This is a genomic window from Streptomyces sp. NPDC096136, from assembly GCF_044763325.1.
GTDB lineage: Bacteria > Actinomycetota > Actinomycetes > Streptomycetales > Streptomycetaceae > Streptomyces.
In genome coordinates this window covers 118,315-141,284 of the sequence record NZ_JBIWFZ010000021.1, presented here as the reverse complement: position 1 = coordinate 141,284, position 22,970 = coordinate 118,315, and the positions used below count along the sequence as shown (strand labels likewise).

Here is a 22,970-nt window from a genome sequence, read left to right as displayed (position 1 = left end):
ACACGGTGCACCCGGTGCACGGCAACGAACGCAGCCCGGTCGAGACGAGGAGTACCCAAGTGCAGAGGCTGACCGCGCAGAACGTCACCCTCGGCTACGACCAGCGGGTCATCGCCGAGAACCTGTCGGTGGAGATCCCCGACCACTCCTTCACCGTCATCGTCGGCCCCAACGCCTGCGGCAAGTCCACGCTGCTGCGCGCCCTGTCGCGGATGCTCAGGCCCTCCGCCGGGCAGGTGCTGCTGGACGGGCGGGCCATCACCTCGACGCCGGCGAAGCAGGTGGCGCGGACGCTGGGACTGCTCCCGCAGTCCTCGGTCGCGCCCGACGGGATCACCGTCGCCGACCTGGTCGCCCGCGGCCGGTACCCGCACCAGGGGGTGCTGCGCCAGTGGTCCCCGCAGGACGAGCGGATCGTCCTGGAGTCGATGGCCTCCACCGGGGTCGCCGAACTCGCCGACCGGGCCGTCGACGAGCTGTCGGGCGGGCAGCGCCAGCGGGTGTGGATCGCGATGGCGCTGGCCCAGCAGACCCCGCTGCTGCTCCTGGACGAGCCGACGACCTATCTGGACATCCAGCACCAGCTGGAGGTCCTCGACCTGTGCGCCGAGCTCCACGAGGAGCGGGGCCGGACCCTGGTGGCGGTGCTGCACGACCTCAACCAGGCGGCCCGCTACGCCACCCACCTGATCGCCCTGCGCGGCGGGGTGGTGGTCGCCGAGGGGCCGCCGGCCGAGGTGGTCACCGCCGAGCTGGTGGAAGAGGTGTTCGGGGTGCGCTGCCGGGTGATCGAGGACCCGGAGACAGGAACGCCGCTGGTGGTCCCGGCCGCCCGGCGGGCGCGCCCGGCGGCGGCCGTCGCGAGCGCCCGGAAGAGCGCCTAGAGCAGGCTCTTGAGGCGCAGGAGGTCGCGGAAGCCGGCCTCCAGGCGGACCCGGCCCGAGGCCCAGGCCTTGGCGAACTTCAGCTGCCCGTCGACCAGGGCGAGCAGGTCGTCCCCGCTCATGGCGAGCCGGATCTCGGCCTTGGCGCGGGGCGGGCCGGGGGTGAGGGCGTCCACCCGGATCCGGCCGCCCTCCAGGCGGCCGGAGAAGGTCACGTCGAGGTCCGTGATGTGGCAGCTCAGGGAGCGGTCGAGGGCGGCCGCGCCGCGCACGTCGCCGTCGGCCCCCGCGAGGTTGTCGGAGAGTCGGTCGAGTGCCGCGCGGCACTCCTGGATCGTAGCCATGGTGTCCCGACCGTACCGCAGAGCCGCGCGTGGCAGGGGCGCTGCTTCGGGGTAGCGTCGGGGGCATGACCGACGAAGTGTCCGCGAGCGTTCCGGACGTCCCCCCGGAGCCCGTCGCGCAGTCCGCGGCCGGGCCCGGGAGCGGGCCCGGCACGGGGTCCGCCGAGCCCGCCGGGGCCGCGCCGCTGGGCCTCGTGCGCACCCCCACCGGCCACCCCGGGGTCGACGCGCACCTGGAGCGCCTCGCGGACGCGGACCACCTCGCGGCGGACGGACACGTCGAGGTGTACGAGGATGTGCACAGGGGACTGCGCGAGGCGCTGACCGCGCTGGACGCACAGCCCGTCCCCGGACCGTACGAAAACAGGAGCTGAACCGAACGTGGCAGGAGTGGCACGCCGCCGCCTGGACGCCGAACTGGTACGCCGCAGCATGGCCCGCTCGCGGGAGCACGCGGCCCAGCTGATCGCCGCGGGCCGGGTGACCGTGGGCGGCACCACCGCGACCAAGCCGGCCACCCAGGTCGAGACCAGCGCGGCCCTCGTCGTCCTCAAGGACGACAGCGACCCCGACTACGTCTCCCGGGGCGGCCACAAACTGGCCGGCGCGCTCGCGGCCTTCCGGCCGCTGGGGCTGGCCGTCGAGGGCCGCCGGGCGCTGGACGCGGGCGCCTCGACCGGCGGGTTCACCGACGTGCTGCTGCGCGCGGGCGTGGCCCACGTCGTGGCCGTGGACGTCGGCTACGGGCAGCTGGCCTGGTCGCTGCAGAGCGACGACCGGGTGACCGTCAAGGACCGCACGAACGTGCGCGAGCTGACGCTCGAACTGATCGACGACGTCCCCGTGGACCTGGTCGTCGGCGACCTGTCCTTCATCTCGATCGGCCTGGTGCTGCCCGCCCTGGTGCGGTGCACGGCGCCGGGCGCCGACCTGGTGCTGATGGTCAAGCCGCAGTTCGAGGTGGGCAAGGAGCGGCTGGGCAGCGGCGGCGTGGTGCGCAGCCCCGAGCTGCGGGCCGAGGCGGTGCGCGAGGTCGCGGCGCAGGCCTGGAAGCTGGGGCTGGGCGTGCTGGGGGTCACCGCGAGCCCGCTTCCGGGTCCGTCGGGGAACGTCGAATACTTTCTGTGGCTTCGGGCGGGGGCACCGGCACTCGACCCGGGGGATGTCGACCGTGCAGTGGCGGAGGGGCCTCAGTGACAGATTCGTCAGCGTCAGCGGGTGCAGCGGCTTCGACGGGGGCCGCGCCCTCGGGGGGACCGGGGGCGGGGGAGCCCGCCGGGCCGCGCACCGTCTTCCTGGTCGCGCACACCGGGCGGCCGGCGGCCATACGCAGCGCCGAGCTGGTGGTGCTGGGACTGCTGAAGTCGGGGATCGGGGTGCGGGTCCTCGCGCAGGAGGCGCGGGACATGCCGCTGCCGCCGGAGGTGGAGCTCGTCGGCGCGTGCACGCCGGAGGTCCTGGCGGGGTGCGAGCTGCTGATCGTGCTGGGCGGGGACGGGACCCTGCTGCGCGGGGCGGAGTTCGCGCGCGGTTCGGGGGTGCCGATGCTGGGCGTCAACCTGGGCCGGGTGGGCTTCCTCGCCGAGGCCGAGCGCGACGACCTGGACCGGGTCGTGGACCGGGTGGTGCGGCGGGCGTACGAGGTCGAGGAGCGGATGACCCTCGACGTCCTCGTGCGGACCAACGGCGACGTGGTCCACCGGGACTGGGCGCTGAACGAGGCGGCCGTGCAGAAGGTGTCCGCCGAGCGGATGCTGGAGGTGGTCCTGGAGATCGACGGGCGTCCGGTGACCGGTTTCGGCTGCGACGGCATCGTCTGCGCGACGCCGACCGGCTCGACGGCGTACGCCTTCTCGGCGGGCGGGCCGGTGGTCTGGCCGGAGGTGGAGGCGCTGCTGATGGTGCCGATCAGCGCGCACGCGCTGTTCGCGAAGCCGCTGGTCACCTCCCCGGACTCGGTGCTGGCGGTCGAGGTGCAGACCGGGACGCAGCACGGGGTGCTGTGGTGCGACGGCCGGCGGACGCTGGAGCTGCCCGCCGGTGCGCGGGTGGAGGTCCGCCGCGGGACGGTGCCGGTGCGGCTCGCCCGGCTGCACCACGCGTCCTTCACGGACCGGCTCGTGGCCAAGTTCGCGCTCCCGGTGTCGGGTTGGCGCGGCGCGCCGCACTGAGGACGCCGACGACCCCGCTAATAGCACACCCGTTCGGGAGACTCCGGGCGGGTGAGGTCGCATGGCACCCGCGAAACCTCGGTATGGTCGTCCCGTGCTTGAGGAGATGCGGATACGGTCACTCGGGGTCATCGACGACGCGGTGGTCGAGCTGTCGCCCGGTTTCACCGCGGTGACCGGCGAGACCGGTGCGGGCAAGACGATGGTCGTCACCAGCCTCGGGCTGCTGCTCGGAGGCCGGGCCGACCCGGCCCTGGTGCGGATCGGGGCCAAGGCGGCGGTGGTCGAGGGCCGCGTCGTCCTGCGCCCGGACGCGGCCGCCGCCGTGCGCGCCGAGGAGGCCGGCGCCGAGCTCGACGAGGGCGCCCTGCTGATCAGCCGGACCGTGTCCGCCGAGGGGCGCTCGCGCGCCCACGTCGGCGGCCGCTCGGTCCCCGTCGGCCTGCTCGCCGAGCTCGCCGACGACCTGGTCGCCGTCCACGGGCAGACCGACCAGCAGGGCCTGCTGCGGCCCGCCCGCCAGCGTCAGGCCCTCGACCGGTACGCCGGCGACGCCGTCGCCGGCCCCCTGGAGAAGTACGCCGGCGCCTACCGGCGGCTGCGGGCCGTCGCCGCCGAGCTGGACACCATCACCACCCGCGCCCGGGAGCGGGCCCAGGAGGCCGACCTGCTGCGCTTCGGCCTGGAGGAGGTCGCCGCCGTCGAGCCGCTGCCCGGCGAGGACGCCGAGCTGGCGGCCGAGGCCGAACGGCTCGGGCACGCCGAGTCCCTGGCCTCCGCGGCGCAGGCCGCGCACGCGGCCCTCGCGGGCGACGTCGAGGACCCGGAGGGCGTCGACGCCAACACCCTCGTCGCCGGCGCGCACCGCGCCCTGGAGTCCGTGCGCTCCCACGACCCGGTGCTCGGCGGGCTCGCGGACCGGATCGCGGAACTGGGCATCCTGCTCGGCGACGTGGCCGGCGAGCTCGCCGGGTACGCCGACGACCTGGACGCCGACCCGCTGCGGCTGGCCGCCGTCGAGGAGCGGCGGGCGGCGCTGACCCAGCTGACCCGCAAGTACGGCGACTCCGTCGACTCCGTCCTCGAATGGGCCCAGAAGGGCTCGGCGCGCCTGCTGGAGCTCGACGGCGACGACGAGCGGATCGACGAGCTGACCGCCGAGCGGGACGCGCTGCTCGCCGAGCTCTCGCAGCTGGCCCAGGCGCTCACGGACGCCCGGACCGAGGCCGCCGAGCGGTTCGCCTCCGCGGTGACCGCCGAGCTGGCCTCCCTGGCCATGCCGCACGCCCGGGTGACCATCGACATCCGCCAGACGGAGGCCGCCGACGGCGTCGAGGTGGGCGGCCGCCCGGTCGCCTACGGGCCCTCGGGCGCGGACGAGGTCGAGCTGCTGCTCGCCCCGCACCCCGGCGCACAGCCGCGGCCGATCGCCAAGGGCGCCTCCGGCGGCGAGCTGTCCCGCGTCATGCTGGCCGTCGAGGTCGTCTTCGCCGGCACCGCCCCCGTGCCCACGTACCTCTTCGACGAGGTCGACGCGGGCGTCGGCGGCAAGGCGGCCGTCGAGATCGGCCGGCGGCTGGCCAAGCTGGCCAAGTCCGCCCAGGTCGTCGTCGTCACCCACCTGCCCCAGGTGGCGGCTTTCGCGGACCGGCAGCTGCTGGTCGAGAAGACCGTCGACGGATCGGTGACCCGGTCCGGGGTCACGGTCCTGGAGGGCGAGGACCGGATCCGCGAGCTCTCCCGGATGCTGGCCGGCCAGGAGGACTCGCAGACGGCACGGGCCCACGCCGAGGAACTCCTCGCGGCGGCCCGGGCGGACGGCTGAGACAGCGGATCGTTAGCCCGTGTGGGTGAGGCTGGGGGGCGCACTGCGGTATCCCGCACGGGATCCGCACCCGTATGGTCCCGGAACGCGCGTGCGGACTGGCATCCTGGGCGACGTCCCTGACCCCTCACCCTGGAGCTTCCGCCCGTGAGCAGCTCCCCGGCTTCGGTCCCGCCGCCCGCCCTGCCCTACGGGCGGCCCCCGCTGCGCACCGTCCAGGTCCTCGGGGGCGCGGGCGCCGGCAGCAGCGCGCACGTGCGCTCCCTCACCACGGGGCTCGCGGCGCGCGGCGTGCGGGTGACCGTGTGCGCCCCCGTCGAGGCGGAGGGGGAGTACGACTTCACCGGAGCCGGAGCGGAGTTCACCCCCGACGCGGCGGGCGCGCTGCGCGCCGCCTGCGCCGGGGCGGACGTGGTCCACGCGCACGGCGTACGGGCCGGGATGCGGGCCGCCCTCGCCCTGCGGGGCCGCGGCCGCCGGGCGCCGCTGGTGGTGACCTGGCACGGCAGCGCACCCGAGGCGGGCCCGCTGGGGCGCCTCGGCCGCCTGCTGGAGCGGCACGTGGCCCGCGCCGCCGCCGTGGTCCTGGGCTCCTCCTCCGACCAGGTCGACCTCGCACGCCGCCGCGGCGCACGGGACGCCCGCCTCGCCGCGGTCGCCGTACCGGCCGCGCCGGCGGCGCCCGACACGGGCAAGACCCGGGCGGAACTGGGCGTGGTGGAACGCCCCCTGGTCATCGCGGTCGGCAGCCTGGTCGCCCGGCGCGGGTACTCCGTCCTGCTGGACGCGGCGCGCGCCTGGCGGGGGCTGGAGCCGGCACCGCTGCTGGTGATCGCGGGGGAGGGGCCGCTGCGCCCCGAACTGGCCCGCCGTATCCGGACGGAGGGCCTCCCGGTGCGCCTGCTCGGCCGCCGCCGGGACGCCGACCGCCTGCTGGCGGCGGCGGACGTCGCCGTCCTCCCGAGCCGCTGGGAGGGCCGCTCCCTGCTGGCCCAGGAGGCCCTGCGGGCCGGGGTCGCCCTGGTGGCGACGGAGGTGGGCGGCGTCCCGGAACTGGTCGGCGACGCGGCGGTCCTGGTCCCCTACGGCGACGCGGACGCACTGGCGGGAGCGGTGACCGCCCTCCTGGACGACCCCGACCGCCGGGCGGCCCTCGCCCTCGCCGGCCGCGCCCAGGCGGCGACGTGGCCGTCGGAGGACGACACGGTGGCACAGGTCCTGTCGGTCTACGACGAACTGATGGAACGCGGGCGCCCCTGACCGGCGGGGACCTCAGGACGGCGAGGCGTGGCGTCGGGCGCGCAGGGCCAGGCTCAGGGAGAGGACCGTTTCCGGGTCGTCCAGGTCCGTGCCCAGGAGTTCCGAGATCCGGGCCAGCCGGTTGTACAGGGTCTGCCGGTTCAGGTGCAGCTCGCGCGCCGTCTCCGCCTTGCGGCCCGCATGGGCCAGGTAGGTCTCCAGAGTGGGCAGCAGCGGCGGCCGGGACGCGGCGTCGTGGACGCGCAGGGCGCCGATCGCCCGGTCCACGAACGCCGCCAGGTCCGGGTGTTCGCGCAGCCGCCACAGCAACAGGTCGATGTCCAGGCGGCGCGCGTCGTACCAGGGGCGGGCCGGCAGGCCGTGCGCGGCGGTGGCGGTCTCCGCGGCGTGCCGCAGGCCCGCCGAGGCCGCCGACCAGCTGCCCGAGACGCCGACCACCACCACCGGCGGGGCCCCGGCCCGGTCCAGGCCGGCCCGCTCCACCCCGGCCCGCAGCGCGCCCGCCACCCGGTCGGCGACCGCCGTGCGCTCCGACTCCGCCCGCAGCGACACCAGCAGCGGCACCCGCCCCTCCACCGGGCGGACGCCCAGCAGCACCGGGACGCCGACCGAGGACAGCTCCTCCTGGACCGCCCGGGCCAGCACCGACCAGTTCCCGGACGGAACCAGGTCCGAGGACAGCCGCATCACCAGGGGCAGCAGCGGCCCCGCTCCCGGACGGAAGCCCAGCACCCGTGCCTGCGCCGGGGCGTCCTCCGCCGAGATCCGCCCCTCCGCCAGGTCCGTCAGGAAGTCGCCCCGGCCGCGCGCGGCCAGCTCCTCCTCCTGCCGGGCCTGCATCAGCACCACCGCGAGCACCCCCGCCGTCCGCTCCGCCGCCATCCGGTGGACCGGCAGCAGCGGCGCCGAGACCCCGACCAGGACGACCCGGGCCCGCACCGAGCCCGTGCCGTGGCCGCCGCCCGGCACGTCGACCACGACGGCGTTCGCCGGGGGCTCGGCCGCGCGCTGGCCCCGCAGCCCCTCCCACACCTGGAGCGGGTCGGCCGCGGCCTCCCCGGCCACCGGCCCGGCCGCGTACAGCAGTTGGCCGTCCGGGGTCTCCAGGAAGACCGGGTTGGCGGTGAAGTCGGCCAGGATGCGCAGCACCTGCGGGATCCCGCCGCCGCCCAACAGGGCCTCCGTGCACCGCCGGTGGACCTCCTCGGCCCGTTGGAGGAGCGCGTAGTGGTGGTTGACGATCTCGGTGTGGATCTCCTCCGTCACCGCGACGAAGGGGACTTCCCGGTGCAGCTGCACGAGCGGCAGCCCGGCCGTCCGGGCGGTCTCCACCAGGGTCGCCGGGAGCCGGGTGAAGCGCGGGCCGAGTTCCACGACCAGGGCGGCGATCCCGCGGTCCGCGAGGCGGCGGACGAAGGCGCGCTGCTCGGCGGGCCGGGTGCCCAGCCCCAGCCCGGTGGTCAGCAGCAGTTCGCCGCCCTTGAGCAGCGAGGCGATGTTCGGCACCTCGCCCGCGTGCACCCAGCGGACGGTCCGGCCGAGGCGGTCGGCGCAGGCCACCACCTCCGGCAGTCCGCTGCGCAGTCCCGGCAGTTCCAGTGCCCGCTGAACGGTGATCCCGCCCTGGTTGTCCATATCGCGGGACGCTACCGGCCGCGTTGTTCCGAGGACATCACCGGGTGGTCACGGAGTCCGGCATGTCCCCCCGACGGGCCGACAACTCGTCGCTCCCCCCGCAGGGATCACCGGACCGCGCACCGATTGTGGCGTACGTCACGGGGTGCGAGACGGGCTCAGACCGGCGGGATGTTGTGGTTGAAGCGGAAGACGTTGTCCGGGTCGTACTGCCGCTTCAGCCGCGCCAGCCGCCGCATGTTGTCGGCGCCCAGGCCGGCCACCACCCGGTCCGCGCCCTCGTCCCCGGTGAAGTTCAGGTACACCGCCCCGGTGGACCACGGCTGGACGTCGGCGCGGACGTCCCTGACCCACTGGATGGCCCGCTCGTCGTCGGCTGCGTCCTCCCACAGGCCGAAGGGGTGCACCGCCCACGGCGCGTCCCGGTACGGCACCGGGTAGTCCTCCCCGCCCGCGGCGATCGCCCCGCCCTGCGGCCAGAGCACGTGCTGGGTGCCGCTCGGCACCGGCATCGAGGCGGCCCGGGCGCAGAACACGTCCACGAACGCGTCGGGCGCCCCGGTCAGGTACTCCGCCGACCAGTAGTTCCGCAGCCCCGGCGGGTCGTCGAGCATGCACTGGAGCTCGGCGTACGGGATCGCCGTGACGACCTCGGCCTCGTGCGGGATCGCCAGCAGGGGGTCGGCCATCTTGCGCAGCTCGTCCTCGGGGCCCGCGTAGGTCACCAGCGCCCCGGCCAGCAGCAGGCCGACCAGGTGCGGCGGGACGAACGGCGCGGGCGGCCCGGTCAGGTAGAGGACGCCGCCGCCGGCCTCGTCCGGACCGGCTTCGATGACGTCCCGGTACGCGCGCACCACCTCGGGGCCGCGTTCCGGCAGGTAGAACACCATCGCGATCGACAGGGCCGGCAGGTCGTGCAGGCGCAGGGTCAGCGAGGTGGCGATCCCGAAGTTCCCGCCGCCGCCGTGCAGCCCCCAGAACAGCTCCGGATGGTCCTCCGCCGTGACGTTCAGCAGCTCGCCCTGGGCGGTGACCAGCTCCACCCCCAGCAGGTTGTCCACCGCCAGGCCGAAGGCCCGGTCGAGCCAGCCCGTGCCCCCGCCGAGGACGTAGCCGCCGACGCCGGTGGTGGAGGCCCGGCCGCCGGTGGTCGCCAGGGCGTACGGCTCGCAGGCCCGGTCCAGGTGGCTCATCGTGGCCCCGCCCGCGACGCGTACGGCCTTCGCCGCCGGATGGACGGTGACCTCGTGCATCCGGCGCAGGTCCACGACCACGCCCCCGTCGTTCAGGGACATCCCGGCCACGCTGTGCCCGCCGCCGCGCACCGCCACCGGCAGGTCCAGCTCCCGGGCGAAGCGGACCGTCGTGACCACGTCCGCCGCGCTCTCGCACTGGGCGATCACCGCGGGCCGGCGGTCGATCATCGCGTTGAAGACCGTCCGGGCCTCGGCGTACCCGGGGTCGCCGGGGGCGAAGACCTCGCCGGCCAGGTCCTCGCGGAGCGCGGCGAGCGCCGTGCCCGCCTTCGAGAGGGGCGCCATCGCCACCCCCCCTTTCCCAGAAGGGCATGGACCCCTCCAGGTTAGGCGGGCACCCGGGGGGCCGCGCGCCGGCGGCCCCGGCCCTCCGTCAGCCCCCGTACGCGCCGCTCGCCGTCAGCCGCAGGGCGGTGTCGATCAGCGGGACGTGGCTGAAGGCCTGCGGGAAGTTCCCGACCTGGCGCTGGAGCTTGGGGTCCCACTCCTCCGCCAGGAGGCCCAGGTCGTTGCGGAGCGAGAGCAGCTTCTCGAAGAGGCGGCGGGCCTCGTCGACCCGGCCGATCATCGCCAGGTCGTCGGCCATCCAGAAGGAGCAGGCGAGGAAGGCGCCCTCGTCCCCCTCCAGACCGTCCACGCCGGCCTCCTCGCCGGCCGTCGGATAGCGCAGGATGAACCCGTCCGGGGTCGACAGCTCGCGCTGGATCGCCTCGATGGTGCCGATGACCCGCTTGTCGTCGGGGGGCAGGAAGCCCATCTGCGGGATCAGCAGCAGCGAGGCGTCCAGCTCCCGGGAGCCGTACGACTGGGTGAAGGTGTTGCGCTCCGGGTCGTAGCCCTTCTCGCACACGTCCGCGTGGATCTCGTCGCGCAGGGCCCGCCAGCGCTCCAGCGGGCCGTCCGCGTCCCCGCTCTCGATCAGCTTGATCGTGCGGTCCACGGCCACCCACGCCATCACCTTCGAGTGCACGAAGTGGCGGCGCGGGCCGCGCACCTCCCAGATGCCCTCGTCCGGCTCGTTCCAGTGGATCTCCAGGTAGCGGATCAGCTTGAGCTGGAGCACCGAGGCGTAGTCGTTGCGGGCCAGGCCGGTCATGTGGCCCAGGTGCAGGGCCTCGGTGACCTCGCCGTACACGTCGAGCTGGAGCTGGTGGGCGGCGCCGTTGCCGACGCGCACGGGGGCCGAGTTCTCGTAGCCGGGCAGCCAGTCCAGCTCGGTCTCGCCCAGCTCCCGCTCGCCGGCGATCCCGTACATGATCTGGAGGTTCTCCGGGTCCCCGGCGACCGCGCGCAGCAGCCAGTCCCGCCAGGCGGCGGCCTCGCCGCGGTAGCCGGTGCGCAGGAGCGAGGAGAGGGTGATGGCGGCGTCGCGCAGCCACGTGTAGCGGTAGTCCCAGTTGCGGACCCCGCCGATCTCCTCCGGCAGGGAGGTGGTCGGCGCGGCGACGATCCCGCCCGTGGGGGCGTACGTCAGGGCCTTGAGGGTGATCAGGGAGCGGACCACCGCCTCCCGGTAGGGCCCGTGGTACGTACAGAGGTCGACCCACTCGCGCCAGAACTCGGTCGTGGCCTCCAGGGCCGACTCGGCCTCCGGGGTCTCCGGGGCGCCCAGGTGCGAGGGCTGCCAGCTGATGGTGAAGGCCACCCGGTCGCCCGGCGCGACGGTGAAGTCGGAGTAGGTCGTCAGGTCCTTGCCGTAGGTGTCCGCTTCGGCGTCGAGCCACACGGAGTCGGGGCCCGCGACGGCCACCGTGCGCCCCTCGACCTTGCGCACCCAGGGCACGACCCGCCCGTAGCTGAAGCGCATCCGCAGCGCCGACCGCATCGGCACGCGGCCGCTGACGCCCTCCACGATGCGGATCAGCTGCGGCGCGTGCCCCTCGCGGGGCGGCATGAAGTCGATGACGCGGACGGTCCCGCGCGGGGTGTCCCACTCCGACTCCAGCACCAGTGAGTCGCCCCGGTAGCGGCGCCGGGTCGCCTTCGGCGGCTCCGTCCCCGGCGGGAACGACGGTCCGATCCGCCAGAACCCGTGTTCATCGGTGCCCAGAAGGCTCGCGAAGACGGCATGGGAGTCGAAGCGCGGCAGGCACAGCCAGTCCACCGCCCCGTCCCGGCAGACCAGCGCCGCGGTCTGCATGTCCCCGATCAGTGCGTAATCCTCGATGCGCCCGGACACGTTGCTCTCCAGTCGAACGGCCACGTCCGCCCCGTAGGGCGCTTGCATTGCGCTGTCGCGCGGTCTCCTGTGCGCAGGGATCCCCGCGTCGAGTCCTACATTGCCGGAACCGGCGTTGTTACGCCGTTCGCCGGACTGCTCGGCGGCGATGTGCAGCGGTATCCGAGCAAGGTAAGTCCGCACCCTAGTGATCCCCTTAAGTATGGGGACAATGTCACTCGGCCGAACGGGTGACCTGGGGGAACGCGGCCGCGGGACGGCCCGGCGGGGTCGCGGGCGGAGCCGGCGCGCAGCGCGCCCGGAGGCGGACCGCCCCGGGCGCTGATAGGCTGGTACCCCGTGGACCGGTGGTCTGCCTGTGCGAATCAGGAGCCCCGAAACCGCAGCTTCGGCGCCCCCGGAAACGGGAGAAGTCGCCGGACGCACCTCACCTCGCGACCACGGGAGCCCCCTCTTGGCGATGCCGCCCAAATCCATGACGACCAAGCACATCTTCGTCACCGGGGGTGTCGCTTCGTCCCTCGGCAAGGGCCTGACGGCCTCCAGCCTGGGTGCGCTGCTCAAGGCGCGCGGCCTGCGGGTCACGATGCAGAAGCTCGACCCGTACCTGAACGTCGACCCCGGCACGATGAACCCCTTCCAGCACGGCGAGGTGTTCGTCACCAACGACGGCGCCGAGACCGACCTGGACATCGGCCACTACGAGCGCTTCCTCGACGTCGACCTCGACGGCTCGGCCAACGTCACCACCGGCCAGGTCTACTCGCAGGTCATCGCCAAGGAGCGGCGCGGCGAGTACCTCGGCGACACCGTGCAGGTCATCCCGCACATCACCAACGAGATCAAGCACCGCATCCGCCGCATGGCGACCGACGACGTCGACGTGGTCATCACCGAGGTCGGCGGCACGGTCGGCGACATCGAGTCGCTGCCGTTCCTGGAGACCGTCCGCCAGGTCCGCCACGAGGTCGGCCGCGACAACGTCTTCGTCGTGCACATCTCGCTGCTGCCCTACATCGGCCCCTCCGGCGAGCTGAAGACCAAGCCGACCCAGCACTCCGTCGCCGCGCTGCGCAACATCGGCATCCAGCCCGACGCGATCGTGCTGCGCGCCGACCGCGACGTCCCCACCTCCATCAAGCGCAAGATCTCGCTGATGTGCGACGTGGACGAGGCGGCCGTGGTCGCGGCGATCGACGCCAAGTCGATCTACGACATCCCGAAGGTGCTGCACACCGAGGGCCTGGACGCCTACGTCGTCCGCAAGCTCGACCTGCCCTTCCGCGACGTCGACTGGACGGTGTGGGAGGACCTGCTCGACCGGGTCCACAACCCCGACCACGAGGTCAAGGTCGCGCTCGTCGGCAAGTACATCGACCTGCCCGACGCCTACCTGTCGGTGACCGAGGCGCTGCGCGCCGGCGGTTTCGCCAACCGGGCCCGCGTCCAGATCAAGTGGGTCACCTCCGACGACTGCAAGACCCAGGCCGGCGCCGCCGCGCAGCTGTCCGACGTGGACGCGATCTGCGTCCCCGGCGGCTTCGGTGACCGCGGTGTGAACGGCAAGGTCGGCGCGATCACCTACGCCCGCGAGAACAAGATCCCGCTGCTGGGCCTGTGCCTGGGCCTGCAGTGCGTGGTCATCGAGGCCGCGCGCAACCTCGCGGGCATCGAGGAGGCGAACTCCACCGAGTTCGAGCCCTCGACCCCGCACCCGGTCATCTCGACCATGGAGGAGCAGCTGGCCTTCGTCGAGGGCGCGGGCGACCTGGGCGGCACCATGCGCCTGGGCATGTACCCGGCGAAGCTCGCCGAGGGCTCCATCGTGCGCGAGGTCTACGGCGACCAGGCGTACGTGGACGAGCGCCACCGCCACCGCTACGAGGTGAACAACGCCTACCGCGGCGAGCTGGAGAAGAAGGCCGGCCTGGTCTTCTCCGGCACCTCCCCGGACAACAAGCTCGTCGAGTACGTCGAGTACCCGCGCGAGGTGCACCCCTACCTGGTGGCCACCCAGGCCCACCCGGAGCTCCGCTCCCGCCCGACCCGCCCGCACCCGCTCTTCGCGGGCCTGGTCAAGGCCGCGGTGGAGCGCCAGCAGCAGGGCTGACGCTCGGTAACGTAGACGGCCGGGGTACGGAGATCCGTACCCCGGCCGTCGCGCGTTGTGGAGGACATCGGCATGGGCATCGCCATCAAGGACACCGCGGAAGCCTGGGAGACGCTGTCGACCGGGCGGCCGTTCCAGGGCGCCAAGACGGCGGTGGACTCCGACGAGGTCCGGATGCCGGACGGGTCGGTGGCCCGCCGCGACTACCAGGTGCACCCGGGCTCGGTGTGCGTCCTCGCCCTGGACGGGGAGGGGCGGGTGCTGGTGATCAACCAGTACCGGCACCCGGTCCGGCGCCGGCTGTGGGAGCTGCCCGCCGGGCTGCTCGACGTACCCGGTGAGAACCCGCTGCACGGGGCGCAGCGGGAGCTGTACGAGGAGGCGCACGTCAAGGCCGGGGACTGGCGGGTGCTCGCCGACTTCTTCTCCTCCCCGGGCGGCTCCGACGAGGCGGTCCGGATCTTCCTGGCCCGGGACGTGGCCGAGGCGGACGGGGTCCGCTACGCGGAGACGGATTCCGAGGAGGCCGACATGCGGGTGGAGTGGGTGGAGCGCTCCGACCTGGTACGGGGCGTCCTGGCGGGCGAGCTCGGGAACCCGGCGCTGGTCACGGGTGTCCTCGCGCTGACGGCCGCCCTCGCCGCCGAGGGCGGCCTGGACGCCCTCCGCCCGGCCGACGCCCCCTGGCCGGCCCGCCCGTACGAGGCGTAGCCGGGCCCGGAGGGTGCCCCGGCGCGGGGCGGGGAGGAGCCCCGCGCCGGGGCACCCGGACGGCCCCGGCTGATTAATAGGCCCATCCGCTGATCCGATCGGGCGATCTGTAGGCCGCGCTCCACACGGCCCGTCGCTCTGCGTGAACTACGCTCAGCAACCCGAAGGCAGGGAGAGGAGCGGATCCGTGGCGGATTTCGTCGGGCGGCGGCGTGAGCTGAAGGAGCTGCGCGAGGACATCGCGCGGACCGGGCTCGACACCCTCTCCGGCCGCAAGGCCAAGGCGCCCCGCGCGCGGGTGCTGCTCGTCGCCGGGCGCCCCGGCTCCGGCCGGACCGCCCTCGCCGAGGCCTTCGTGCGCGAGGTCGCCGACGACTACCCCGACGGGCTGGTCCGCGTCCGGCTCACCGCCCCCGGCGGCGAGCCCCTGGAGACCGAGCGGGCCGTGCGCGTCCTGCTGGAGGGCCTCGGGCAGCGCACCCCGCCCGGCGCCTGCGAGGACGACCTCAGCGCCGCCCTGCGCGAGACCCTCGCCGGGCGGCGGGCGATCCTGCTCCTCGACGACGCCGCCGACCCCCAGCAGGTCGACGCCCTGCTCCCGGACACCCCCGAGTGCCTGGTCGTCGTCACCGCCGAGGGCCCCCTCACGGGCATCCCCGACGTCCGCCCCTGCACGCTCGGCGGGCTCGACACCGGCTCCGCCGTCGGGCTGCTCGGCCGGATCATCGGGGACACCCGGATCACCGTCGACCCGCTCGCCGCCGAGGACCTCGCCGAGGAGTGCGGGGCGCTGCCCGCCGTGCTCACCCTGGCCGGGGGCTGGCTCGCCGCCCACCCCAAGGCCGCCGTGGCCGATCTGGCCAAGCAGCTCCACGAGATGTCCCCGGGCACCTCCGGCCCGCTCGGCCGCGCCTTCCGGATCGTCTACGAGTCCCTCCCGCAGCCCGCCCAGCGCACCCTGCGGCTGCTGCCGCTCGCGCCCGCCGGGATCCTCGACTCGCACACCGCCTCCGCCCTCGCGGGCTGCTCCGTGGCCGCGGCCCAGTCCACCCTGGAGGACTTCGCCCGGCTGGGCCTCGTACGGCACGACCGGGACGGCATCTTCCTGCTCCCCGGCTGCCTCGCGCCCTTCCTGCAGTCCCTGCTGGAGGCCAGGGAGCGGCCCGCCGAGGTACAGCTGGCCCGGGCCCGGATGCTGGAGCGGACCGTACGCCTGCTGACCTCCTGCCAGGCCATGGCCGACCTGCCCGACGAGGAGGCGGCGGAGGCCCGGGAGGCCCTGGACGGGCTCCCGCGCGCCCTCCGCTTCCCCGACCGCCGGGCCGCCGCGACCTGGCTGGACACCCGCCTGCCCGCGCTGACCGCCTCCGCCGCCCTGGCCGTGGCCGACGGCGGCCTGGACACCCTGGCCCGCAGGTTGGTCTCCGCGCTGGTCAGGGCCCTGGCCGCGCACCGGGGAACCGAGGCCGCCGCCCCCGAGCTGTACGGGCTGCACCGGCTCGTCCTGGGCGTGGCCGAGCGCCGCCACCTGCACCGGGAGCAGGCCGCGGCCCTGCTGAACCTGGCCGATCTGGACGCGGCCACCGGCCGCACCCCCGAGGCGCTGGAGCGCTACCGGGCCGCGCTGGCCGCCGGAAAGGCGGCGAAGGACCCGTACGCGACCGGCCGCGCGATGGAATCCGTAGGCGGTGCGTACCAGGAGCTGGCGGACTGGCCGAGGGCCTCCGACTGGTTCGGCCGCGCGCTGGCCCATGCCCTCGCCCGGGGGGAGCGCGCGGACGAGGCCCGGCTGTACGGGCGGCTCGGCAACGTGCACACCTACGCGGGCCGCTACGGGGACGCCCTGCGCAGCTGGCGCGCGGCCGCCGCGGGCTACCGCAGGCTCGCCGATGTCCCGGGACAGGCAAAGGCGTTGAGCGAGATGGCGCGCATTCAGGAGTACGCCGGCCGGCCCGAGGAATCACTGCACACCTGCCGCGAGGCGATCGAGCTCGCACGCCGTGCCGGAGACCTGCGGCTGCAGGCCGCGCTCCAGGTCCGGCTGGCCGACACCCTGGACCGGCTGGGCGACCCGGCGGCCGCCCGACTGCACCGGTCAGCGGCCGACAGATTGCTGGGAGACGACCCCGCAGCCTGCGAAATCCGCAGTGTCTCCGACTGAAATTATTGGTTTGCAAGGCTAGACAGCGCCTCATCCTTCATTAGACTGGCTTCACCACGACATCCAGTGGTGCATCCCGTTGCGCGTTCTTGTGGGCGGGTATGTATGGAAGTGCCCCGTAACATCCCCTGAGTCAAGGACCGTGATCGACGATGAAGGTCGGCATCCCCCGCGAAGTCAAGAACAACGAGTTCCGGGTCGCCATCACGCCCGCCGGCGTGCATGAGCTGGTCCGCAACGGCCACCAGGTCTTCATCGAGCAGAACGCCGGTGTGGGCTCCTCGATCACGGACGCCGAGTACGTCGCCGCCGGTGCCGAGATCCTCGGCACCGCCGACGAGGTCTGGGCGACCGCCGACCTGCTGCTGAAGGTCAAGGAGCCGATCGCGGAGGAGTACCACCGCCTCCGCAAGGACCAGACCCTCTTCACCTACCTGCACCTGGCGGCCTCCCGCGAGTGCACGGACGCCCTGCTGGAGTCCGGCACCACCGCCATCGCGTACGAGACGGTCGAGCTCGCCAACCGCGCGCTGCCGCTGCTCGCCCCGATGTCCGAGGTCGCGGGCCGCCTGGCCCCGCAGGTCGGCGCCTACCACCTGATGCGCTCGGCCGGCGGCCGCGGCGTCCTCCCGGGCGGCGTCCCCGGCACCCACGCCGGCGAGTGCGTCGTCATCGGCGGCGGCGTCTCCGGCTGGAACGCCGTGCAGATCGCCATCGGCATGGGCTTCCACGTGACCCTGCTCGACCGCGACATCAACAAGCTGCGCGAGGCCGACAAGATCTTCGGCACCAAGGTCAAGACGATCGTCTCCAACGCCTACGAGCTGGAGAAGGCCGTCATCGAGGCGGACCTCGTCGTCGGCGCCGTACTGATCCCGGGTGCGAAGGCCCCGAAGCTGGTCACCAACGAGCTCGTCGCCAAGATGAAGCCCGGAAGTGTCCTTGTCGACATTGCCATCGACCAGGGCGGCTGCTTCGAGGACTCCCGTCCGACCACCCACGCCGAGCCGACCTTCCAGGTCCACAACTCGGTCTTCTACTGCGTCGCCAACATGCCGGGCGCGGTGCCGAACACCTCCACCTACGCGCTGACCAACGCGACCCTGCCCTACATCGTGCAGCTCGCGAACCTCGGCTGGGCCGAGGCGCTCCGTCGCGACCCGGCGCTCGCGCTGGGCCTCAACACCCATGACGGCAAGGTCGTTTACGGCCCCGTCGCCGAGGCCCACAACCTCGAGTCCGTCGAGCTCAGCGCCCTTCTCGGCTGAACCGTCAACGACTGACGTCAATCTCACGTCTCCGGCCGGACCTTGCCCCCAAGGTCCGGCCGGAGGTGTTTGCGGCGGGCCCGCGGAGGCCGTTCAACTCGCCTCGAACGTAACCCTTTAACCCTTTCGCGCACCCGCGAAACTTCATGACGACCGCCCGTACGCCCTTGACAGAGTGGTGTTCGGTTGCCGACACATCGTGCCGGGTCCGGCGGATTGTGTTGCCGCTGGGCGGTGACACGCCATAGAGTCGCCAACCGTCGGCATGGTGCAACGCTGACCTATCGATAAGTGTCCTGGTCACGTCCGAGGAGGTAAGACGACTTGTGAATGAGTCGACATTTGCTCCCGGAGGTGGTCGAGCAGGGACGCCCGAGCGGAACCAGGGTTCCGCCGGGCTCGAAGCTGTCGGCTCCGTCGCGGTCCGCACCTTCGCAAACCACCAGCACATGACGACGCCCCAAAAGAGCATGGACGGCCTAGACGTGAACTCCACGGCCGGCGACCACAGCGGCGATGCGCCCATTGGTTTCGCCGACTACGACCAGGTGCCCGAGGGGCACTTCTACGACCCCGACGCGGAATACGAGCCGGACCCCGAGTACGCGGCCACCCTCGCGCCCGACGCTGCCCGCCAGCGCCGCGAGCGCATCGGCCCGACCGGACGCCCGCTGCCGTACTTCCCGATCCCGGGTCCGCTGACCGACCACGGTCCGGCGAAGATCATCGCGATGTGCAACCAGAAGGGCGGCGTCGGCAAGACCACGTCGACCATCAACCTGGGTGCCGCGCTCGCCGAGTACGGGCGCCGCGTGCTGCTCGTCGACTTCGACCCGCAGGGCGCGCTGTCCGTGGGCCTCGGCGTGAACCCGATGGAACTCGACCTGACGGTCTACAACCTGCTCATGGAGCGGGGCATGTCGGCCGACGAGGTGCTGCTCAAGACGGCGGTCCCCAACATGGACCTGCTGCCGAGCAACATCGACCTGTCCGCCGCCGAGGTGCAGCTGGTCAGCGAGGTCGCGCGCGAGTCGACGCTCCAGCGGGCGCTCAAGCCGCTGATGAACGACTACGACTACATCGTGATCGACTGTCAGCCCTCGCTGGGCCTCCTGACGGTGAACGCCCTGACGGCGGCTCACAAGGTCATCGTCCCGCTGGAATGCGAGTTCTTCGCGCTGCGCGGCGTGGCGCTGCTGACCGAGACCATCGAGAAGGTCCAGGAGCGCCTCAACCCGGAGCTGGAGCTCGACGGCATCCTCGCCACGATGTACGACTCCCGCACGGTGCACAGCCGCGAGGTGCTGGCGCGCGTCGTCGAGGCCTTCGACGACCACGTCTACCACACGGTCATCGGCCGGACGGTGCGCTTCCCGGAGACCACGGTCGCCGGTGAGCCGATCACCACGTACGCCTCCAACTCCGTCGGCGCCGCCGCCTACCGCCAGCTGGCCAGGGAGGTGCTCGCCCGGTGTCCCGCCGAGTGAGCCTGCCCGGCGCCGACGAACTGTTCCGCACGACCGGGGGGATGGCCCTCCAGTCGTCCTCGCCGCGGCGGGGCGCCGAGGAGGCGCCGCAGCCCGCGGGTACGGAGCACACGGCGGCCGCACCGGCGGACGGCACGGCGAGGACCACCGGGGACGCCCCGGCGGTGGGCGCGCAGCGCAGGCCGCAGGAAGGTTCTGGCAGCGCCGGGCCCCGGCAGAACAAGGCCCAGGGCCGCGGCGCGAACCGGCGGCCCAGCGGGCGCGAGCGGCACGACGAGAAGATCACGGTCTACGTCTCCGCCGAGGAGCTCATGGACCTGGAGCACGCCCGGCTGGTGCTCCGCGGGGAGCACGGGCTCGCGGTCGACCGGGGGCGGATCGTCCGCGAGGCGGTCGCGGTCGTCCTGGCGGACCTGGAGTCGCGCGGCGACGCCAGCATCCTGGTCCGCCGCCTGCGCGGCCGCTAGGCCCGCGGCGCCGTTCCCCACCCCGAGCTTCCCCCGCTCCCAGGGGCTCCGCCCCTGACCCCGTTCCGGGCGCTTCGCGCCGGTGCGCTCCGGCCCCGCCGGGCGTTTGAGGCGCGGGGGTCTGGGGGCGGAGCCCCCTGGGAACGGGCGAAGGGCGGGCAGGGGACCGCTCCGCGCAGCGGCACCGTCCCCCGCGACCGGCGGTGGACCGGGAAACGCCCGGCCAGGGCCTAGGCTGCCAGTGCCGCCCGGCCGCCACCCGCACCACCCTGGACCCGCATGCCCCCGAACCACACCCCCCGCCGCCCCCTGGGCCACGGCCCCGGCACCCCGCCGGAGCCCGCTGAGCCGCCCGCTGCGGGGCGAGGGGCCCCGGAGGGCGACGACGTCCCACGGCGCGGCCACGGGGCCGCCGACGGCCCCGCAGAGCCGCCACAGCAGCTCCCGGAGCCCGAGCCGACCGTTACGGCCCCCGACGCGACCGTTACGGCCCCCGACGCGGCGACGGTCCCTGGGGCGCACGGCGCACCCGCCGCCGGGGGCGACGGCCGGTTCACGCTGCGGCTCGACAACTTCGAGGGCCCCTTCGACCTGCTGCTCCAGCTGATCTCCCGGCACAAGCTCGACGTCACCGAGGTCGCCCTCTCCAAGGTCACCGACGAGTTCATGGCGCACATCCGCGCCATGGGCCCCGACTGGGACCTCGACCAGACCACCGAGTTCCTCGTCGTCGCCGCCACCCTCCTCGACCTCAAGACGGCCCGGCTGCTCCCCGCCGCCGAGGTCGAGGACGAGGCCGACCTCGCGCTCCTGGAGGCCCGGGACCTGCTCTTCGCCCGGCTGCTGCAGTACCGGGCGTACAAGCGGATCGCCGAGATCTTCGAGCACCGCGCCGAGGAGGAGGGCCGCCGCTTCCCCCGGACCGTGGGGCTGGAGCCGCACCACGCCGAGCTGCTGCCCGAGGTGGTCCTCGGCATCGGCGCCGAGGGCCTGGCCCGCCTCGCCGTCCGGGCCATGCAGCCCAGGGCCAGGCCGGAGGTCTACGTCGACCACATCCACGCCCCGCTCGTCAGCGTCCGCGAGCAGGCGGGTCTCGTCGTACGCCTGCTCAAGACGCGCGGCGAGGCGACCTTCCGGGAGCTGGCCGAGGACGCCCCGGACACCCTCACCGTCGTCGCCCGCTTCCTGGCGCTGCTGGAGCTGTACCGGGAGAAGGCCGTGGTCCTCGACCAGGAGGAGGCCCTGCTCACCCTCACCGTCCGCTGGTGCGGCGGGGACGGCGACGGCATGCCGACGGTGACCGACGAGTTCGACCGAGTCGTGGAGGTACGGGACTGATGGAGCTGAAGGGGGCCCTGGAGGCCGTCCTGATGGTGGTGGACGAGCCCGCGACCGCCGACCACCTCGCCAAGGTGCTCGGCCGCACCCCCCGCGAGGTCGCCGACGCCCTCGCCGCCCTCGCCGACGAGTACACCGCCCAGCGCAGGGGCTTCGAGCTGCGCCTGGTCGCCGGGGGCTGGAGGTTCTACACCCGGCCCGAGTACGCGGACGCCGTCGAGTCCTTCGTCCTGGACGGCCGGCAGGCCCGGCTCACCCAGGCGGCCCTGGAGACCCTCGCGGTCGTCGCCTACCGCCAGCCGGTGAGCCGTTCGCGGGTCTCGGCGGTCCGCGGGGTCAACTGCGACGGGGTCATGCGGACCCTGCTCCAGCGGGGTCTGGTGGCCGAGGCGGGCACGGAACCCGAAACAGGTGCGATCCTGTACAGGACGACGAACTACTTTCTGGAGCGGATGGGCCTGCGCGGCCTGGACGAGCTCCCGGAGCTCGCGCCCTTCCTCCCCGAGGCGGACGCGATCGAAGCCGAGACGCAAGAAGGTGTGCCGTCGTTCGATCCGGACGCACCGGACACTGACGTAGACGACGACAAGACGACGGAACTTTGATGCGAAGCAGCGGCAACGGCAACGGTGGCAACAGGAACAGCGGCGGCGGCGGGCGCGGTGGCGCCCGCGGCGGCTCCTCCGGTGGCGGCGGCTACCGCGGTGGCGGCAGCGGCGGCGGTGGCTACCGGGGCGGCTCCGGCGGCGGCTCGGGCAGCGGCGGCGGCTACCGCGGCTCCTCCGGCGGCCAGGGCGGCTCGCGCGACCGCGACCGCGACCAGGCACCCCAGCGCCCCCGCAACCCGCGCCCCGAGGAGCGCCGCTACGACGTAGGCCCCGAGGGCGAGCGCAGCGGCCGCAGCGGCGGCGGCGCCCGTGGCGCGGCGGCGCGCGGTGGTGCCAAGGGCGGCCCCAAGACCTCCAAGACCCCCGGCATCGGCGGCGCCGGCGGCCCGCGCCGCGGCCCGGGCAGCCGCAGCGGCCAGTCCCGCCCGCGCGAGCTGGACGCGCGGATCGAGGAGCGCGTGCGCGACCGGTACGCCGACAAGCCGGTGATCCGCACCCCGAAGACCTTCCCCGGCGCCGAGCTGGAGGGCGAGCGCCTGCAGAAGGTGCTGGCCCGGGCCGGCATGGGCTCGCGCCGCGCCTGCGAGGAGCTCATCGAGCAGGCCCGCGTCGAGGTCAACGGCGAGATCGTCACGGAGCAGGGCAAGCGCGTCCAGCCGAAGGACGAGATCAAGGTGGACGGCCTGACCGTCGCCACCCAGTCGTACCTGTTCTTCGCGCTGAACAAGCCGGCCGGCGTCGTCTCCACGATGGAGGACCCGGACGGCCGCCAGTGCCTGGGCGACTACGTCACCAACCGCGAGACCCGCCTCTTCCACGTCGGCCGGCTCGACACCGAGACCGAGGGCATCATCCTCCTCACCAACCACGGTGAGCTGGCCCACCGCCTCACGCACCCGAAGTACGGCGTGCAGAAGACCTACGTCGCCGCGATCACCGGCTCCCTGCCCCGCGACATCGGCAAGCGGCTCAAGGACGGCATCGAGCTGGAGGACGGGTACGCCCGCGCCGACAACTTCCGCGTCGTCGACCAGGTCGGCAAGAACTACCTGGTCGAGGTGACCCTCCACGAGGGCCGCAAGCACATCGTCCGCCGCATGCTGGCCGAGGCCGGCTTCCCGGTCGACAAGCTCGTCCGGACCTCCTTCGGCCCGATCGAGCTCGGCGACCAGAAGTCCGGCTGGCTGCGCCGCCTGACCAACACCGAGGTCGGCATGCTCATGCGCGAGGTCGGCCTCTAGCCGCCCCGAGACCCGTACGGAAGCC

19 protein-coding genes are annotated in these 22,970 nt (G+C 73.8%); 15 read left to right on the top strand and 4 right to left on the bottom strand.

Going from position 1 to position 22,970, the window contains the following annotated elements:
- Positions 1–59: 59 nt before the first annotated feature.
- Complete coding sequence (locus tag ACIRBY_RS31740; protein WP_403907139.1) at positions 60–884, top strand: ABC transporter ATP-binding protein; 825 nt, start codon at positions 60–62, stop codon at positions 882–884.
- On the opposite strand, the gene ACIRBY_RS31735 is transcribed toward ACIRBY_RS31740, so the two are convergent.
- Complete coding sequence (locus tag ACIRBY_RS31735; RefSeq protein WP_403907137.1) at positions 881–1,228, bottom strand: SCP2 sterol-binding domain-containing protein; 348 nt, start codon at positions 1,226–1,228, stop codon at positions 881–883. The two genes, ACIRBY_RS31740 and ACIRBY_RS31735, sit on opposite strands and share 4 nt — an antisense overlap.
- A 65-nt stretch (positions 1,229–1,293) precedes the next feature.
- On the opposite strand from ACIRBY_RS31735, the gene ACIRBY_RS31730 reads away from it, so the two are divergent.
- The 5 genes from ACIRBY_RS31730 to ACIRBY_RS31710 all read left to right on the top strand — a co-directional run bounded on the left by ACIRBY_RS31730 (position 1,294) and on the right by ACIRBY_RS31710 (position 6,484).
- Complete coding sequence (locus ACIRBY_RS31730) at positions 1,294–1,602, top strand: hypothetical protein (RefSeq protein WP_403907134.1); 309 nt, start codon at positions 1,294–1,296, stop codon at positions 1,600–1,602.
- A 7-nt stretch (positions 1,603–1,609) separates the two neighbouring features.
- Entirely contained in the window at positions 1,610–2,425 is an 816-nt protein-coding gene (locus ACIRBY_RS31725) for a TlyA family RNA methyltransferase (protein ID WP_403907131.1), read from the top strand.
- A complete protein-coding gene (locus ACIRBY_RS31720) occupies positions 2,422–3,399 on the top strand; it encodes an NAD kinase (protein ID WP_403907128.1) in 978 nt (325 codons plus the stop codon). The genes ACIRBY_RS31725 and ACIRBY_RS31720 overlap by 4 nt, the downstream gene beginning before the upstream one ends.
- A 106-nt stretch (positions 3,400–3,505) precedes the next feature.
- Entirely contained in the window at positions 3,506–5,224 is a 1,719-nt protein-coding gene (recN, locus tag ACIRBY_RS31715; protein ID WP_403907175.1) for a DNA repair protein RecN, read from the top strand.
- Between the two features lie 147 nt (positions 5,225–5,371).
- Complete coding sequence (locus ACIRBY_RS31710; RefSeq protein WP_403907126.1) at positions 5,372–6,484, top strand: glycosyltransferase family 4 protein; 1,113 nt, start codon at positions 5,372–5,374, stop codon at positions 6,482–6,484.
- A gap of 12 nt (positions 6,485–6,496) precedes the next feature.
- Here the strand turns inward: ACIRBY_RS31710 and ACIRBY_RS31705 are convergent, their stop codons facing one another.
- The 3 genes from ACIRBY_RS31705 to ACIRBY_RS31695 form a co-directional block, all read right to left on the bottom strand.
- The gene (locus tag ACIRBY_RS31705) at positions 6,497–8,119 is read right to left on the bottom strand and encodes a PucR family transcriptional regulator (RefSeq protein ID WP_403907123.1); all 1,623 of its coding nucleotides are present in this window, start codon (positions 8,117–8,119) and stop codon (positions 6,497–6,499) included.
- A 158-nt stretch (positions 8,120–8,277) separates the two neighbouring features.
- Positions 8,278–9,660, bottom strand: a complete 1,383-nt coding sequence (locus tag ACIRBY_RS31700) for an FAD-binding protein (RefSeq protein WP_403907121.1) — start codon at positions 9,658–9,660, stop codon at positions 8,278–8,280.
- Between the two features lie 88 nt (positions 9,661–9,748).
- Positions 9,749–11,602 carry a glycoside hydrolase family 15 protein gene (locus ACIRBY_RS31695; RefSeq protein ID WP_403907118.1) on the bottom strand — a complete coding sequence of 618 codons (1,854 nt, stop codon included), beginning with the start codon at positions 11,600–11,602 and terminating at the stop codon, positions 9,749–9,751.
- Positions 11,603–12,029: 427 nt separating this feature from the next.
- Between ACIRBY_RS31695 and ACIRBY_RS31690 the strand changes: the two genes are divergently transcribed.
- From ACIRBY_RS31690 to ACIRBY_RS31650, 9 genes are all read left to right on the top strand, one after another.
- Positions 12,030–13,664, top strand: a complete 1,635-nt coding sequence (locus ACIRBY_RS31690) for a CTP synthase (protein WP_366454049.1) — start codon at positions 12,030–12,032, stop codon at positions 13,662–13,664.
- Positions 13,665–13,736: 72 nt separating this feature from the next.
- Positions 13,737–14,375 (top strand): NUDIX domain-containing protein, encoded by a 639-nt coding sequence (locus ACIRBY_RS31685; RefSeq protein ID WP_403907116.1) that lies wholly within the window; start codon positions 13,737–13,739, stop codon positions 14,373–14,375.
- A 142-nt stretch (positions 14,376–14,517) separates the two neighbouring features.
- Positions 14,518–16,536: a tetratricopeptide repeat protein gene (locus tag ACIRBY_RS31680; protein WP_403907113.1), complete on the top strand. Its 2,019-nt coding sequence runs from the start codon at positions 14,518–14,520 to the stop codon at positions 16,534–16,536.
- Between the two features lie 152 nt (positions 16,537–16,688).
- Positions 16,689–17,804, top strand: coding sequence for an alanine dehydrogenase (gene ald / locus ACIRBY_RS31675; RefSeq protein ID WP_366454047.1), 1,116 nt, complete (start codon positions 16,689–16,691; stop codon positions 17,802–17,804).
- 449 nt (positions 17,805–18,253) lie between these two features.
- A complete protein-coding gene (locus ACIRBY_RS31670; protein ID WP_237292736.1) occupies positions 18,254–19,291 on the top strand; it encodes a ParA family protein in 1,038 nt (345 codons plus the stop codon).
- Positions 19,276–19,758 carry a hypothetical protein gene (locus tag ACIRBY_RS31665; RefSeq protein ID WP_403907109.1) on the top strand — a complete coding sequence of 161 codons (483 nt, stop codon included), beginning with the start codon at positions 19,276–19,278 and terminating at the stop codon, positions 19,756–19,758. Before ACIRBY_RS31670 ends, ACIRBY_RS31665 begins: the two co-directional genes overlap by 16 nt.
- A gap of 279 nt (positions 19,759–20,037) precedes the next feature.
- Positions 20,038–21,096, top strand: coding sequence for a segregation and condensation protein A (locus ACIRBY_RS31660; protein WP_403907106.1), 1,059 nt, complete (start codon positions 20,038–20,040; stop codon positions 21,094–21,096).
- Positions 21,096–21,701, top strand: coding sequence for an SMC-Scp complex subunit ScpB (gene scpB / locus ACIRBY_RS31655; protein WP_403907103.1), 606 nt, complete (start codon positions 21,096–21,098; stop codon positions 21,699–21,701). Before ACIRBY_RS31660 ends, scpB begins: the two co-directional genes overlap by 1 nt.
- Positions 21,701–22,945, top strand: a complete 1,245-nt coding sequence (locus ACIRBY_RS31650; protein ID WP_403907101.1) for a pseudouridine synthase — start codon at positions 21,701–21,703, stop codon at positions 22,943–22,945. The genes scpB and ACIRBY_RS31650 overlap by 1 nt, the downstream gene beginning before the upstream one ends.
- Positions 22,946–22,970: the final 25 nt, after the last annotated feature.

What these genes read in the sequence shown, in the direction of transcription:
- ACIRBY_RS31685 (WP_403907116.1), top strand. Translation starts at nt 13,737, where the DNA reads ATGGGCATCGCCATCAAGGACACCGCGGAAGCCTGGGAGACGCTGTCG.
- ald (WP_366454047.1), top strand. Translation starts at nt 16,689, where the DNA reads ATGAAGGTCGGCATCCCCCGCGAAGTCAAGAACAACGAGTTCCGGGTC.
- ACIRBY_RS31730 (WP_403907134.1), top strand. Translation starts at nt 1,294, where the DNA reads ATGACCGACGAAGTGTCCGCGAGCGTTCCGGACGTCCCCCCGGAGCCC.
- recN (WP_403907175.1), top strand. Translation starts at nt 3,506, where the DNA reads ATGCGGATACGGTCACTCGGGGTCATCGACGACGCGGTGGTCGAGCTG.
- ACIRBY_RS31695 (WP_403907118.1), bottom strand. Translation starts at nt 11,602, where the DNA reads ATGCAAGCGCCCTACGGGGCGGACGTGGCCGTTCGACTGGAGAGCAAC.
- ACIRBY_RS31650 (WP_403907101.1), top strand. Translation starts at nt 21,701, where the DNA reads ATGCGAAGCAGCGGCAACGGCAACGGTGGCAACAGGAACAGCGGCGGC.
- ACIRBY_RS31705 (WP_403907123.1), bottom strand. Translation starts at nt 8,119, where the DNA reads ATGGACAACCAGGGCGGGATCACCGTTCAGCGGGCACTGGAACTGCCG.
- ACIRBY_RS31700 (WP_403907121.1), bottom strand. Translation starts at nt 9,660, where the DNA reads ATGGCGCCCCTCTCGAAGGCGGGCACGGCGCTCGCCGCGCTCCGCGAG.
- ACIRBY_RS31670 (WP_237292736.1), top strand. Translation starts at nt 18,254, where the DNA reads ATGACGACGCCCCAAAAGAGCATGGACGGCCTAGACGTGAACTCCACG.
- ACIRBY_RS31735 (WP_403907137.1), bottom strand. Translation starts at nt 1,228, where the DNA reads ATGGCTACGATCCAGGAGTGCCGCGCGGCACTCGACCGACTCTCCGAC.
- scpB (WP_403907103.1), top strand. Translation starts at nt 21,096, where the DNA reads ATGGAGCTGAAGGGGGCCCTGGAGGCCGTCCTGATGGTGGTGGACGAG.
- ACIRBY_RS31660 (WP_403907106.1), top strand. Translation starts at nt 20,038, where the DNA reads ATGCCCCCGAACCACACCCCCCGCCGCCCCCTGGGCCACGGCCCCGGC.
- ACIRBY_RS31690 (WP_366454049.1), top strand. Translation starts at nt 12,030, where the DNA reads ATGACGACCAAGCACATCTTCGTCACCGGGGGTGTCGCTTCGTCCCTC.